This is a genomic window from Sphingomonas mesophila (assembly GCF_003499275.1).
Taxonomy (GTDB): Bacteria; Pseudomonadota; Alphaproteobacteria; order Sphingomonadales; family Sphingomonadaceae; genus Sphingomicrobium; species Sphingomicrobium mesophilum.
On record NZ_QWDF01000001.1, the window covers coordinates 1,557,188 to 1,570,746 of the forward strand.

Consider the following 13,559-nt stretch of genomic DNA (forward strand, 5'->3'; position numbering starts at 1 on the left):
CGTCATTGCGAGGAGCGACAGCGACGAAGCAATCCAGTTACCGCCACACTGGATTGCTTCGCTTCGCTCGCAATGACGTCTGACAGCTTCACCCGGACAATCGCGATCGACTGGTCGGGGGCGAAGGGGGCGCGGCATCGCGGGATTGCAATCGCCGAGGCGCGTGGGGTGGAGGCGCCGCGGCTGGTTCGGCCGGGGCATGTGTGGTCACGCAGCGAGGTCGCCGACTGGCTGGTGCGGGAGGCGGAGCGCGAGCCAACTTTGTTCGGCTTCGACTTCAGCTTTGCGCCGCCGATCGTCGAGCGCGGGGAATATCTTCCGGGCGAACCGGACGTGCCGCGCACGGCGCCAGAATTCTGGGCCTATGTCGAGCGGCTGAGCGACGATGAGGATCTGGGCGCGGCGAGCTTCCTCGAGCGTGCGCACCGACGGCATTTCTATTTCGGCGCGGCGGATGGGGTGAAGGCGAGCTTCATGCACTTTCGCCAGTGCGACCAGCAATTGAACCGGATGGGCGGGCGCAAGACGGCGAGCGCCTATGACGCGATCGGCGCGGCGCAGGTCGCCAAGGCGAGTTTCGCGGGCATGCGGCTGCTGCACCGGATCGCGGACCGGGTGACGGTGTGGCCGATGGCGCCGCTCGCGCCAGGGCGGAGCGCGGTGGTCGAGATCTACACGCGCATCTATCTGCGCAACGCGGGGCTGCGGGGCACCAAGCTTAGCACCCGGGCCGAGCTCAATGCCGCGCTGGCCGGGCTCGGCTCGCCGCCGTGGCGCGGGCGCGGGGCGCTCGACGACCACAAGACCGACGCGCTGGTGACGGCGGCGGGGATGCGGGCGCACCTTGAGCATCCGCGGGCGTTCGATCCGGACGGACTGACCGATGAGATCGCGGCGGGCGAAGGCTGGACGTTCGGCATCGTCTGACGCAAATGTGCGCCCGCGTGGCCGGCTTAGCACAGTGGTAGTGCAGCGGTTTTGTAAACCGAAGGTCGGGGGTTCAAATCCCTCAGCCGGCACCACGCCCGACTTATCCACAATGTTACGCACCGAACGACGCACGGATTTCGCTGGAGAGCGGCGAGATAAGACTCGACTCCCCGCCGATTCGGGACCACAAAGAGGACGTGGTAGCGATCTTCGGATCGAAACCATGGAGCCCCGGATACTTCGGTATCCGGGGCTTTCTCGTTTCCGGGCCCGGCGATTTTCTCGCGGCTCGCCACCCACCAAATAAATTTCGAGCGCGCCGGAACCGATCGGCGGGTGCGCCGTTATATGGTCGTGGTTCAAATCTTCGGATGCGAACCATGGAGCCCCGGATACTTCGGTATCCGGGGCTTTTTTGTGTCTGGGGGACGTGGCCGTCGCCCCAGCGCGGGCTGGGGCCCATGCCTCAAAGTTACTCGAACCCGCTAGGCATGGATGCCAGCCTTCGCTGGCATGACGTTAGAGGTTCGCCGGGTCGAGCTCGGCCAAGCGCGCGGCGCGGACCTTGGCGGCGAGCGGGTATTTGTTGCCGTTGGCGCAATTGAACAGCAGGCAGCGCTCGTCCCTGCCGACCAGGCCGCTGTCGATTGCGCGGCGCCAGGCGGCGAGCACGGCGCCCCCTTCGGGACAGAGCAGCATGCCGTCGTCGCGGGCGGCATCGGTCACCGCGGCGGCAATCTCCGTTTCCTCGACCGCGATCGCCGAGCCGCCGCTGTCGCGCACCGCCTGGAGGATGAGGAAGTCGCCGATGGCCTTGGGCACGCGGATGCCGGTGGCCATGGTCGCGGCGCCGTCCCAGCGCTCGGCGTGATCGGCGCCGGCCGCGAACGCGCGGACGATCGGCGCGCAGCCCGCCGCCTGCACGGCGATCATGCGCGGGCGCCTGGCGCCGATCAGGCCGATCGCCTCGAGCTCGGCGAAGGCCTTCCACATCCCAATTAGGCCGGTGCCGCCGCCGGTCGGGTAGAAGATGACGTCGGGGAGGTCCCAGCCATATTGCTCGGCGAGCTCGAGCCCCATCACCTTCTTGCCCTCGATCCGATAGGGCTCCTTCAAGGTCGAGCAGTCGAACCAGCGGCCGAGCGCGGCGCCCTTGCCGACGATCGCGCCGCACTCGTCGATCTGGCCGTCGGCGACGATCACCGTGGCGCCGAAAGCGGCAGTCTCCTCGACATTGATGCGCGGGGTTTCGGCCGGGCAGATGACCAGCGAGTCGATTCCGGCGCGGGCGGCGTAAGCGGCGAGCGCGGCGCCGGCGTTGCCGTTGGTCGGCAGCGCCATTCGGGTGACTCCGAAATGGCGCGCCATGCTGACCGCCATCGCCAGGCCGCGGGCCTTGAAGCTGCCGGTCGGCAGGCGGCCCTCGTCCTTGACCAGCGGCGCGCGGGCGTTCGCGGCCGCGCCGATACGGTCGAGCGCGATCAGCGGAGTCTCCGGTTCGCCGAGGCTGACCGGCTCGACACCCGCGGGCAGCGGGAGCAGTTCGCGCCACTTCCACATGCCGGCCGGGCGCGCGGCGAGATCGGCGCGGGTCAGGCAGATGCGGTCGAGCGCATAGCGCACCAGCAGCGGCTTGCCGGCCGCAGACAGATTATGGAGCTGGTTCGCGGCGTAGCGCTCGCCGGTCGCCGAACATTCGAGATGGGTGACGTGCAAGCTAGAAGCTGAGCCGGGCGCTGAGGCGGATGTCGCGGCCGGCCATCGGCACGAAATCCTTGGTGAAGGAGGCGTGGCGGCGGGCCTCGACGTCGAAGATGTTGTTGGCGCTGAGCACGATGGTCGTCTCGCGCGCCTTGCCCCACGGGCGCCAGGCGAGCGAGGCGTTGACCAAAGTGAAGCCGTCGGTCTCGGTCTCGAATGCGGCGTTGCGCTCCTGGTCGGCGGTCCATTCGACCTCGAGCCGGCCATCGAGCTTGTCGGACTGGGCTTCGAGCCCGCCGAGCAGGCGCAGCGGCGGGATGCGCGGAACGTTGCCGCCGCCCTTGAGCCGGGCGCGGACATAGTCGGCGACGCCGTCGGCGACAAAGCGGAAGCCGCCGGCGTCGAACAGGCGCGCCGAGGCTTCGAGCTCGAAGCCGGTGAAGGTCGCGCCGCGCTGGAAATATTGGAAGACCGGAAGCTCGTCCTCCTCCTCGCCGGTGGCGTCCTCGTAGATGAAATCGTCGAACCAGGTGGCAAAGGCAGTGGCGCTGAACGACCAGCGCGCCTTTTCGACCCGGACATAGGCCTCGGCGCCGATCGACTTTTCCTTCTTGAGCGAGGGATCGCCGATCTCGAACGCCTGGGTGGCGATGTGCGGGCCGTTGGAGAACAATTCCTCGACCGCCGGGGCGCGCTCGGTGCGCGACAGGTTGAGGCCGAGCTTGGTGCGCGCCTGCGGCTCATAATAGCCGCCGAGCGCAAAGCTCAGGGCGTTGAAGCTGCGCTTGAGGTCGGCTTCCTTATTGTGCTGCTCGCTGCGTTCGAAGCGCGCGCCGCCCTCGATCCCGAACGGGCCGAATTCATATTCCTGAACGGTGAACAGGCCGAGCTGGCTGCTCTCGTTGCGCGGCACGAACGCCTCGGCGCCGATGGCGTCGAAGTCGCGCACGAAATATTGCACGCCGCTGGCGCCGCGCCAGCCGCCGCGGGCGCGCTGGGTGAGCTCGAACCGGCCCTCGATGCCGTCCGACTTAAACACGGTGCCGACCTCGTCGCCCTCGAACTCAGTGTGCTCATATTTGGCGGCGCCGACGCGCAGCCGGGCATTGTCGAAGAAGCCGGAGTCGAAGCGATACTCGCCGCGCAGGTCATAGCGGGCCTGGTCAAGGCCGATGGTGACCGGCGCCTCGCCGTGACCCTCCACATCTTCTTCCTCCTCACCTTCCTCGCCGTGATGGTGGGCGGCGCCCGGGCGCGCGGGGACGCCATAGTCGCTCTCGAAGCGGCTGATCGAGGCGCCGAGGGTGAGATTGTCGCCGACATAGGCAAGGCCGATGCCGCCGCTGGTCTGCTCGACGGAGCTGTTAGGGATCTTGCCGCGCTTGCCGGCAAGCTCGAGCGCTTCCTCGGCCTCCTCAACATGGCCTTCGGCAAGCTCCTCCTCGGCGATCTCGAGCTGTTCGGCACGCAGCGTGGGCGAGAGGATGTAGCCGCCGCTGCGCAGATCGCCGGTCTTACGCCAGCTGCCGTCGACGTGGAGCACGAGGCCGCTCTTGCCGAGCGCAAAATCAGCCGCGGCGCCGAGCGAGCGGTCGTTGGCGGCGGTGCCGTAGCCGCCAATCAGATCGACGTGATAGCCGTCCTTGGGAAGCTCGCGCGGAATTCTGTGGTCGACCACGTTGACCACGCCGCCCGAGGCCTGGCTGCCGAACAGCAGCACGGCCGGACCGCGCAGGACCTCGATCCGCTCGGCCGACAAGGGGTCGATGGTGACGGCGTGATCGGCCGAGGTGTTGGAGACGTCGATCGAGCCGATGCCGTCGGTCAGCACGCGCACGCGCTCGCCCTGGAAGCCGCGCAGGACGGGGCGCGACGAGCCGGGCGAGAAGCTGGTCGCCGAGACGCCGGGCAGGCTGGTCAGCGAATCGCCGATCTGGGCGCGGATGTCGCGCTGCAGTTCCTCGCCGCTCATCACCGACTTGCCGGCCAGCAGGTCGAGCTCGCGCAGATACGGCGCGGTGACGACGATCTCGGCCGACTGGTCGTGGCGCGGGGCGGCTATCGCATCGGCCGGGGCGGTCGATTCAGCCGGCCGGGCCGGCTCGGCGGTCTGGGCGAAAGCGGGAGCGGCGATGAGGGCAGCGCCGGCGAGCAGGAGGGCGGACGAAGACACGGGTCGGATACCTCGGCAATGTCGTGGGAATCGGGCGCCTTGGTAAGTGATATAATGTAACATCACAAGCCGGTTCGTCGATTGCACGGGTCCGCCGGTCGACGCAAAAGCGGCCCGGCGAGTAGGCCGGGCCGCTTCGGGTGCGGCGCGCTTCGGGGATACGCGCCGCGGGGAGATTCCGCCTTTACCCCTCCACCATCCGCTGCGCGGACGGTCCCCCTCCCCCTGCAAGTGCAGGAGGAGAAACGATCAGAGGTCGATGCCGGCGGCGATGGCTTCGAGCTTGCGGATCCGTTCCTTGAGGTCGGCAATCTCGATCCGGCCCTGGGTGTGGGGCATCGGAGCGTCGGCACGGCCGCTCGACATTTCCATCCGCTTCAGCTCGAGCCAGCCCTGCCAGCCCTTGAGCCCGGCGACGGCGGCGATGGCGATGGCGGAGATGAGGCTCGCGCCGATCATCGCGATGGACATTGGGTCGGTCATTTCCGGTCCTCCCGCAAAGCCTCGATCTCGCGCGCCAATTCATGTTCGCGCTGCTGGGCGAGGTGGTGGTCGATCGCCATCAGCCGGCGGTCGGTCGAATCGAGGGTGGTGCGCAGATCGTGGACCGAGGCCCGGCGGCGGCCGGTCTCGGCCATGCACTCGAACTCGCTGCGCGGCTCGGGCCGGTTGGCCTTCTTGCGCTGGATGGCGAAATAGATGGCGGCGCCGACATAAGCGACCAGCGCCATCTCCCACGACACCATGATGGCGACGGCGACGAAGCCGATGCGCAGGATGGTGGGATCGATGTTGATGATGTCGCCGAGCGTGGCGCACACGCCCGCGATCTTGTTGTCGCGGCGGGCGAGCGAATATTTGTTGGCCATGTCCCCTTTTCCTTCCGTCACGCGCGGCCCGCGAGGGCGGCTTTCATTTGCTCGAGCTCGGCGTCGACCTGGTCGGCGGCCTTGAGCTCGGCGATCTCTTCCTCGAGGCTTTTCGGAGCGCTCAGCGCGAGCGCCTCGGCATAGCCTTCGGCGAGGTCGGCGCGGCGCTCGAGCAGATCGAAGCGGGCGAAGGCGTCCTCGGTGCGGCCACCGTGGAGCAGCTCGCGGGCCTTGGCGCGGGTCACCGCGCTCTCGATCCGGTTGGCGATCGCCGCCTGGCGCGAACGGGCCTCGCTGAGCTTGGCCTGCAATTTCGCGATGTCCGCCTCATAACCCTTGAGCACGGTCTCGATGCCGGCAATCTCGGCGCGCAGGCCGTCCGCCATTTCGGCCGCCTTCTGCTTCTCGACCAGCGCGGCCCGGGCGAGATCCTCGCGGCCCTTGTCGAGCGCGAGCGCGGCCTTGTCGCTCCAATTGCGCGCAACGGTGTCGAGGCGCTGGGTCGCGGCCCGCATCTCCTTGATGTCAGCGATCGAGCGGGCGGCGGTGGCGCGCACTTCGACCAGCGTCTCTTCCATCTCGAGGATGATCATCCGGATCATTCGCGCCGGATCTTCCGAGCGGTCGAGCAGCTCGGTGAAATTGGCGGCGATGATGTCCCGCGCGCGGCTGAAGATCGGGCCGTTGAGCAGGCCGGAGAGCGGCGCGAAGCGAACCGTCTCCTCGGCCGCCGGCGGAGCCATGCGAACGGCCCGCACCGGCGCCTTGGCCTCGATGAACTGGAGGTCAGACATAGAGCGCGGCCACCGGGCTCGGGGTCGAGGCCGGGCCGACCGCGGCGCTGACCGCGACGGTGCTGACCAGCAGCGCCGCGACGGCGGCGATCAGCTGGCGGTGAAGATTGGAACCGAACATCTTGCTTCTCCCTTTTCCCGGCGCCGGACCATTGGCCGACGACCGATGCAGGGTGTTATGCGAGAGCCGTGCCAATCGCGGATTTTCGCCAATTATTGCGCGTTATGCGGGCGCGGAGCAGGGGGTTGGTGGATTTTCCCACCATCATCTGGCGCAATTGCCCACGGAACCCGCGGGCGCGCTCGTTCGCTGAAGCGCCGACCACTGCACGAACAGGAGATACGACGATGTTGGGCAAGATTGCAGGAGCGATGATCGGCCGCCGGCTGGCGAGCCGCAACAGCGGGCTCAAGGGCGCGGCGCTGGGCTACGGCGCGGCGGCGCTGGCGCGGCGCGGGCTCGGGCCGCTCGGACTTGCGCTCGGCCTCGGCTGGGGCGCGAAGAAGCTGCTCGACGCGCGCAATGCGCGGCGCGGGACCCGCTTCCCGGCGGAGGCCACGCCGACCCGGACCTACTAATCTGAAGCTGCAACCGGCCTACGCCGGGCTGCGACGTGAAAATCAGGCCTCGGCGTCCGCGCCGGGGCCTTTTTCGTCCTCGGCTGCCGGCTCGTCGAAGAACGGCTCGACCGTGCCCTTGAGGGTGAGCAGCATCGGCCGGCCGCGGCGATCGAGGCTGCGCCCGGCGGCGACTTTGATCCAGCCCTCGCTGATGCAATATTCCTCGACGTTGGTGCGCTCGGCGCCGTTGAAGCGAATGCGCACCCCGCGCTCGAGCAGCGCCTGGTCGAAATGCGGGCTGCGCGGGTCGAGGCTGAGGCGGTCGGGAAGTTCGGGCGTATCGGTCATGCTGCGCGCCCTATCGGCGGCGGCGGCCCGGCGTCAATCCGCGCCCATTGCCGGGAACGCGAGGCGGCACTAAGCGCTCTTTCCGAAATGGACGGTCCAACCCACTCCCGCCCCAACCGCCCGGCGCTGGCGCTGCATGTGCCCGAGCCGAAATACCGGCCCGGCGACACGCCCGATTTCTCGGGGCTCGCGATCCCCGCTGCCGGGGAAGCTCCGCGGCCGGATGTCGCGGCGCCGGATGAAGAGACCTTCGCGCTGTGCAACAGCCTGGTGCGGGTGCTCGACGATAGCGGCAAGGCGGTCGGGCCGTGGGACCCGCGGCTGAGCCCCGACACGTTGCGCAAGGTGCTCCGCGACATGAAGACCGTGCGGGTGTTCGACGACCGCATGTATCGCGCGCAGCGGCAGGGCAAGACCAGCTTCTACATGAAGTGCACCGGCGAGGAGGCGATCGCGGTCGCGGCAGCGGCAGCGATGGACCCGGAAGACATGCACTTCCCGACCTATCGCCAGCAGGGCCTGCTGGTGGCGCGCGGCTATCCGCTCGCCAAGATGATGTGCCAGATCTATTCCAACGCCGGCGATCCGCTGCAGGGACGGCAACTGCCGATCATGTATTCCGACCGGGCGCACGGCTTCTTCTCAATCTCGGGCAATCTCGGCACCCAATATCCGCAGGCGGTCGGCTGGGCGATGGCAAGCGCGATCAAGGGCGACAGCCGGATCGCGATGGGCTGGATCGGCGACGGCGCGACGGCCGAGGGCGACTTTCACTCGGCGCTGACCTTCGCCACCGTCTACCAGGCGCCGGTCATCCTTGCGGTGGTCAACAACCAATGGGCGATCTCGAGCTTCAGCGGCATTGCCGGGGCGGAGCAGGCGACGTTCGCCGCGCGGGCGATCGGCTATGGCACGGCCGGCCTCAGGGTCGACGGCAATGACGCGCTGGCGGTCTATGCCGCGGTGGCGTGGGCGGCGGAGCGGGCGCGGACCAACCGCGGGCCGACGCTGATCGAATTCTTCACCTATCGCGCCGAGGGCCATTCGACGTCGGACGACCCGACCGGTTACCGGCCCAAGGATGAGCCCGGCGCGTGGCCGCTGGGCGACCCGATCGCCCGGCTGAAGGCGCATCTGATTGGCCTCGGCGAGTGGGACGACGAGCGCGACTCGGCGCTAGATTCCGAAATCGACGCGGCGGTCCGCTCCGCGCAGAAGGAAGCGGAGAAGATCGGCATATTGTCGGACCAGGGCTTCGACGACATCCCGTCGATGTTCGAGGATGTCTATGCGACCACCCCGTGGCACCTCGCCGAGCAGCGCGATGCGTCGCTGACCGAGGCGCGCGAATATCTCGGGCGCGATTCGGAATGAGCGCGGCCAAGCCCCAAGGCAAAGCGCGCAACATGATCGAGGCGATCAACGACGCGCACCGGGTGATGATGCGCCAAGACCCCGACGTCGTCGTCTACGGCGAGGACGCCGGCTATTTCGGCGGGGTGTTCCGCGCCACCGCCGGGCTGCAGCAGGAGTTCGGCAAGACCCGCTGCTTCGACGCGCCGATTTCCGAGGGCGGCATCGTCGGCACCGCGGTCGGAATGGCGGCCTATGGGCTGAAGCCGGTGATCGAGATCCAGTTCGCCGACTATATCTATCCCGGCTACGACCAGATCGTCAGCGAGGTCGCCAAGATGCGCTATCGCACGGCCGGCGAGTGGACCATGCCGATGGTGATCCGCACGCCATACGGCGGCGGCATTTTCGGCGGGCAGACCCATAGCCAGAGCCCCGAGGCCTTGTTCACCCACGTCGCCGGGCTGAAGGTGGTGGTGCCGAGCAATCCGCACGACGCCAAGGGCCTGCTGATCGCGGCGATCGAGGACCCCGATCCCGTTATCTTCTTCGAGCCGAAGCGGATCTACAACGGCCCGTTCGACGGGCACCACGACCGGCCCGTGACGCCATGGGCCAAGCACGCCAAGAGCGCGGTGCCCGATGGACATTATACGGTTGAGCTGGGCAAGGCCGAAGTGGTCCGCGCGGGCAATAATCTGACCGTGCTGGCCTATGGCACGATGGTTCACGTCGCGCTCGCCGCGGTGGAGGAGAATGGGGTCGACGCCGAGGTGATCGACCTGCGCACTTTGCTGCCGGTCGACGTCGAGGCAATCGAAGCCAGCGTGAAGAAGACCGGGCGTTGTCTGGTGGTGCAGGAGGCGACCCGCACCGGCGGCTATGGCGCCGAGCTCGCGGCGCTGGTCCAGGAGCGCTGTTTCTATCATCTCGAGGCGCCGGTCGAACGGGTTACCGGCTGGGACACGCCCTACCCCCACGCCTACGAATGGATCTATTTCCCCGGCCCGATCCGGATGAAGACCGCGCTCAAGAAAGTGATGGAAGCCTAAATGGGGACCTACAAGTTCAAGCTGCCGGACATCGGCGAGGGCATCGCCGAGGCGGAGATCGTCGCGTGGCACGTCGCGGTCGGCGATACGGTCGCCGAGGACCAGCAACTGGCCGACATGATGACCGACAAGGCGACGGTCGAGATGGAAAGTCCGGTGGCGGGCAAGGTGGTCAAGCTGGCGGGCGAGGTCGGCGACCAGATTGCGATCGGATCGGTGCTGGTCGAAATCGAGACTGCGGGCGAGGCGCCGGCCGAGGACGCGCCGAGTGTCGAGGACAGCAAGGACGAGCAGCCGCTCGCCGACGGCGCGGTCGAGCCGACCGCCGCGCAGGAAGACGAGCTGCCGGTCACGGCGACCCAGTCTCCCCTCCCGCATGCGGGAGGGGATCAAGGAGGGGGAGCGAGCGCGCAGCGCGAGCCGTCCGCGCCCGTGACGGACAGCGAACCGGCCCACCCCCAGCCCCTCCCGCAAGCGGGAGGGGGGCCGAAGGTCCTCGCCTCGCCCGCGGTTCGGCAGCGGGCTCGGGACCTGGGGATCGACCTGGGGCAGGTGAAGGTCGCGTCGGACCGGGTGCGGCATTCGGATCTGGACGCTTATCTGCTCTACAACGGCGGAAGCGTCAGCCGCGGCGGCGCTTCGGCCCGGCAGGACGAGACGATCAAAGTCGTCGGCCTCAGGCGCAAGATCGCCGAGAACATGCAGGAGGCGAAGCGCCGGATCCCGCATTTCGCCCTCGTCGAGCAGTTCGACGTCACCGACCTGGAAGACACGCGGGCGATGATGAATCGCGATCGCGGCGAAAATCCCAAGCTCACCATATTGCCGTTCCTGATCACCGCGCTCGGCAAGGCGCTGGCCGAATTTCCGATGCTCAACGCGACCTATGACGACGCGGCGAACGTCATCACCCGCCACGGCGCCGTGCACATGGGCGTCGCGACCCAAACCGACGGCGGACTGATGGTCCCGGTGATCCGCGGCGCCGAGGGCCTGAGCGTGTGGCAATTGGCGCGCGAAATCTTGCGACTGAGCGAGGCGGCGCGGACCGGCAAGGCGAGCCGCGAGGAATTGTCGGGACCGACGTTCACCATCTCGTCGCTGGGGCCGATGGGCGGAATCGCCTCGACCCCGGTGATCGCGCCGCCGCAAGTGGCGACCATCGCCGTCAACAAGATGCAGGAGCTGCCGGTGATCGTCGACGGCGAGCTCGAGGCGCGCAAGGTGATGAACCTATCACTGAGCTGCGACCACCGCGTGGTCGACGGCTGGGACGCGGCGAGCTTCCTGCAGGCGCTCAAGTGCTATATCGAGAACCCACTCAGGCTGCTCAGCGCCTGATGGGCAAATCGGGGGCAGCGCCGCTGGCCCTCGGCACCCTCGCCGTTGCCGCGGGCGCGGCGTTCCTGACCATTGTCGGCGCGATGCCCGGGATGGCGACGCGCAACGTGCTGGCGTACGCGCTCGGCCTGGTGCTGGGGTGGCTGGCGCACAAGGTGGCGCATGTGCGGCACGGCACTGCTGGCCTGTTCGCCGCAGGGTCCGCAATCCTCGCGCTGGTGCTGGTTGCGGGAATCGAGCTCGACGGGGTTCGCCGATGGCTGCCGGTCGGCCCGTTTGCGGTCCAGCCGGCGCTGATCCTCGCCCCCCTGCTGCTCGCCATCGTCGCCGCGCGCGAGGGCCGCCACTGGCGGATCGCAATCCTGCTGCCGATCGGCTTGGTCGCGCTCCAGCCGGACGGAGCGACGCTGGTCGCACTCGCGCTCGGAGTCGCCGCGCTGATGGCCGGGGCGAGCGGCCAATCGCGCCGTGGCTGGTCGGCCCGGCGAATCGCGATCGCCGCGGGTGCGCTTGCTCTTGCGACGCTTGGACTCCTGGTCTCCGGCATCCAGACCCCGCCACCGGTGGCGTTCGTCGAGGGCACGGTCGAGCTTGCGCTGCTCGGCGGCAGCGCGGCGATTGCGTTGCACGTCGCCGCGGTTGGGCTGGCGGTCGCGGCGCTGGCCAGCCGCGGCGGAGCGGCTGACCTGGCGCTGGCCGCCTATTTCGCCGCCGCCGCGCTGGCCGCCGCATTCTGGGCCTTCCCGATGCCGATCGCCGGTGCCGGGCCAAGTCATCTGGCGGGCTTCGGCCTGGCAATCGGCTGGCTCGCCGAGGGCATTCGCAGAGCGCGCCGGACCGAACTCGCTTGAGGCCGGACTAGGCCGCCAGCGCCAGCACCTCGGCGTCGGCGCTTTGCACCGCTTCGTCGCGGGCCATGGCGATACCCGCGGCGGTGACGAATTCGGGGGTGATGCCGAGGAAGCCGAGGAAATCCTTGAGGTAGGAGCGGTGGTGTTCGAACGGGCCGCCTTCGGCATAGGCGCCGCCCGAGGCGAGCGCGACGATCACCCTCTTGCCCGTGAGCAGGCCCTCGGGCCCGGCCTCGGTGTAGCGAAAGCTGCGGCCAGCGACGGCGAGACGGTCGAGCCAGGCCTTGAGCTGCGAGGGAATCGTGAAATTGTACATCGGCGCGCCGATGACGACGGTGTCGGCGGCGATGAATTCGTCGAGCAGGTGGGCGTCCTCGCCGCGCGCGGTGAGATGCGGCAGCGGGTCGGCGGCGAGATCGCGGTAGACGACTTCGCCGTCGGCGAACTGGCCGACGATGGCGCGGGTGAGGCGGCGCGAAATGCTGTCCGCGCCCGAGATGCTGCTGTCGATGTGGAGGATGGTCATTGTCTGGTCCTTGGTATTGATTTGTTACCGGGACGCTTTAAGTAACCAGCGATGGACCACGCACAAGAACGCAAAAATTTGTCACCAGGAAACAGCGCTGTAACCAGCGCCGAAGAGCAGGCGGCGATCCACGGACCGATCTGCCGGTCGGTCGCGCCGGTGCTCAACCGGGTCGGCGATAAATGGTCGATGCTGATCGTCATGCTGCTGGCCGACGGGCCCAAGCGATTCATGGAATTGAAGCGCGCGATCGACGGAATTTCGCAGCGGATGCTGACGCTGAGCCTGCGCAATCTCGAGCGCGACGGGCTGGTGACCCGGCACGTCACGCCGACCATCCCGCCGCGGGTCGACTACGAGCTGACCGAACTCGGCCAGTCGCTGCGCGAGCCGGTGCAGGGCCTCGGCACCTGGGCGATGGCGCATATCGAGTGCATCCGCGCCGCGCAGCAGCGCTATGACGCGGCGGCCGACGGCCAATAAAAAAGGAGCGCCGGCGTGAACCGGCGCTCCTCCTTTTGCATGTCCGCCTGATTTAGCGGCGCATGATGTCGATGTCGCGGACGTAGCCGCGATAGTCGACGTCGCACTTGAACGTCAGGTCGGGCTGGTAGCCGTAGCCATAGGCACCGTAGGCGCCGGCGCCGTAGGGCCCGTAGCCGGAGCCGCTGTTGGCGAGGCCGCGCACGCGGATCATGTTGCGGCGCGGGTTGACGTTGGTGACCTGAAGCACGCGGCCGCCGGTAGCCCGGGCCCCAAGCACGGCGCCGAGGATCGAGGTCAGGCCGCCACGGCTCTGAAGCCGCTGCTGGACCGCGGCGCTGCAACGCTGGGCGGCGTAGTTCGTAGCGTTCTGCTGATAGCCATAGGCCTGCCCGTAAGGAGCGCCATAGCTGTAGCCATATTGCGGCGCCGGATAGCCGTAGCCGTACTGGGCGGCAGCGGGAGCGGCGGCGAGAGCGGCGATCGCGGCGCCGGCGGCGAGAAGCTTGTTCATGTTCATCTCCAAAACTCTGTACTGGATGTCGGGTAAAACGAACCGCGGCGCGCGGGAGGCGCG

At 68.2% G+C, this 13,559-nt stretch carries 16 protein-coding genes and 1 tRNA gene; 8 read left to right on the forward strand and 9 right to left on the reverse strand.

What is annotated here, in order from left to right:
* The first annotated feature begins 72 nt into the window (after nt 1-72).
* Both D0Z60_RS07845 and D0Z60_RS07850 read left to right on the forward strand, forming a co-directional pair.
* Nucleotides 73-927, forward strand: coding sequence for a hypothetical protein (locus D0Z60_RS07845; protein ID WP_118857725.1), 855 nt, complete (start codon nt 73-75; stop codon nt 925-927).
* Nucleotides 928-947: 20 nt separating this feature from the next.
* Nucleotides 948-1,022, forward strand: a tRNA-Thr gene (locus D0Z60_RS07850).
* Nucleotides 1,023-1,449: 427 nt separating this feature from the next.
* Here the strand turns inward: D0Z60_RS07850 and D0Z60_RS07855 are convergent.
* From D0Z60_RS07855 to D0Z60_RS12020, 6 genes are all read right to left on the reverse strand, one after another.
* The gene (locus D0Z60_RS07855) at nt 1,450-2,646 is read right to left on the reverse strand and encodes a threonine synthase (RefSeq protein ID WP_118857726.1); all 1,197 of its coding nucleotides are present in this window, start codon (nt 2,644-2,646) and stop codon (nt 1,450-1,452) included.
* A 1-nt stretch (nt 2,647) separates the two neighbouring features.
* Nucleotides 2,648-4,804, reverse strand: a complete 2,157-nt coding sequence (locus tag D0Z60_RS07860) for a TonB-dependent receptor (protein WP_240325583.1) — start codon at nt 4,802-4,804, stop codon at nt 2,648-2,650.
* Nucleotides 4,805-5,053: 249 nt separating this feature from the next.
* Nucleotides 5,054-5,287 carry a hypothetical protein gene (locus D0Z60_RS07865; RefSeq protein WP_118857727.1) on the reverse strand — a complete coding sequence of 78 codons (234 nt, stop codon included), beginning with the start codon at nt 5,285-5,287 and terminating at the stop codon, nt 5,054-5,056.
* Nucleotides 5,284-5,673, reverse strand: a complete 390-nt coding sequence (locus D0Z60_RS07870; RefSeq protein WP_118857728.1) for a PspC domain-containing protein — start codon at nt 5,671-5,673, stop codon at nt 5,284-5,286. Before D0Z60_RS07870 ends, D0Z60_RS07865 begins: the two co-directional genes overlap by 4 nt.
* Nucleotides 5,674-5,690: 17 nt before the next feature.
* Nucleotides 5,691-6,467: a phage shock protein PspA gene (gene pspA / locus D0Z60_RS07875; RefSeq protein ID WP_240325584.1), complete on the reverse strand. Its 777-nt coding sequence runs from the start codon at nt 6,465-6,467 to the stop codon at nt 5,691-5,693.
* Nucleotides 6,460-6,588: a hypothetical protein gene (locus tag D0Z60_RS12020; protein WP_275896711.1), complete on the reverse strand. Its 129-nt coding sequence runs from the start codon at nt 6,586-6,588 to the stop codon at nt 6,460-6,462. Before D0Z60_RS12020 ends, pspA begins: the two co-directional genes overlap by 8 nt.
* A 227-nt stretch (nt 6,589-6,815) precedes the next feature.
* Here D0Z60_RS12020 and D0Z60_RS07880 point away from each other — a divergent pair, with 227 nt between their 5' ends.
* Nucleotides 6,816-7,046, forward strand: coding sequence for a hypothetical protein (locus D0Z60_RS07880; RefSeq protein ID WP_118857729.1), 231 nt, complete (start codon nt 6,816-6,818; stop codon nt 7,044-7,046).
* Between the two features lie 42 nt (nt 7,047-7,088).
* On the opposite strand, the gene D0Z60_RS07885 is transcribed toward D0Z60_RS07880, so the two are convergent.
* On the reverse strand, nt 7,089-7,376 hold the full coding sequence (locus D0Z60_RS07885) for a DUF3297 family protein (RefSeq protein WP_118857730.1): 288 nt from the start codon (nt 7,374-7,376) through the stop codon (nt 7,089-7,091).
* Nucleotides 7,377-7,463: 87 nt separating this feature from the next.
* On the opposite strand from D0Z60_RS07885, the gene D0Z60_RS07890 reads away from it, so the two are divergent.
* The 4 genes from D0Z60_RS07890 to D0Z60_RS07905 are packed head-to-tail and all read left to right on the forward strand — an operon-like array spanning nt 7,464 to nt 11,973.
* On the forward strand, nt 7,464-8,750 hold the full coding sequence (locus tag D0Z60_RS07890) for a 3-methyl-2-oxobutanoate dehydrogenase (2-methylpropanoyl-transferring) subunit alpha (RefSeq protein ID WP_118857731.1): 1,287 nt from the start codon (nt 7,464-7,466) through the stop codon (nt 8,748-8,750).
* Nucleotides 8,747-9,781, forward strand: a complete 1,035-nt coding sequence (locus D0Z60_RS07895) for an alpha-ketoacid dehydrogenase subunit beta (RefSeq protein WP_205421046.1) — start codon at nt 8,747-8,749, stop codon at nt 9,779-9,781. Before D0Z60_RS07890 ends, D0Z60_RS07895 begins: the two co-directional genes overlap by 4 nt.
* The gene (locus D0Z60_RS07900; protein ID WP_118857732.1) at nt 9,782-11,122 is read left to right on the forward strand and encodes a dihydrolipoamide acetyltransferase family protein; all 1,341 of its coding nucleotides are present in this window, start codon (nt 9,782-9,784) and stop codon (nt 11,120-11,122) included. It begins immediately after the preceding gene.
* Nucleotides 11,122-11,973, forward strand: coding sequence for an FtsW/RodA/SpoVE family cell cycle protein (locus D0Z60_RS07905; protein WP_118857733.1), 852 nt, complete (start codon nt 11,122-11,124; stop codon nt 11,971-11,973). Before D0Z60_RS07900 ends, D0Z60_RS07905 begins: the two co-directional genes overlap by 1 nt.
* Before the next feature lie 7 nt (nt 11,974-11,980).
* Here D0Z60_RS07905 and D0Z60_RS07910 read toward each other — a convergent pair whose 3' ends face one another.
* Nucleotides 11,981-12,499 (reverse strand): FMN-dependent NADH-azoreductase, encoded by a 519-nt coding sequence (locus tag D0Z60_RS07910; RefSeq protein WP_118857734.1) that lies wholly within the window; start codon nt 12,497-12,499, stop codon nt 11,981-11,983.
* A gap of 51 nt (nt 12,500-12,550) precedes the next feature.
* On the opposite strand from D0Z60_RS07910, the gene D0Z60_RS07915 reads away from it, so the two are divergent.
* The gene (locus D0Z60_RS07915) at nt 12,551-12,982 is read left to right on the forward strand and encodes a winged helix-turn-helix transcriptional regulator (protein ID WP_118857735.1); all 432 of its coding nucleotides are present in this window, start codon (nt 12,551-12,553) and stop codon (nt 12,980-12,982) included.
* Nucleotides 12,983-13,034: 52 nt separating this feature from the next.
* Here the strand turns inward: D0Z60_RS07915 and D0Z60_RS07920 are convergent, their stop codons facing one another.
* Nucleotides 13,035-13,496, reverse strand: a complete 462-nt coding sequence (locus D0Z60_RS07920) for a hypothetical protein (protein ID WP_162888146.1) — start codon at nt 13,494-13,496, stop codon at nt 13,035-13,037.
* Nucleotides 13,497-13,559 lie beyond the last annotated feature (63 nt).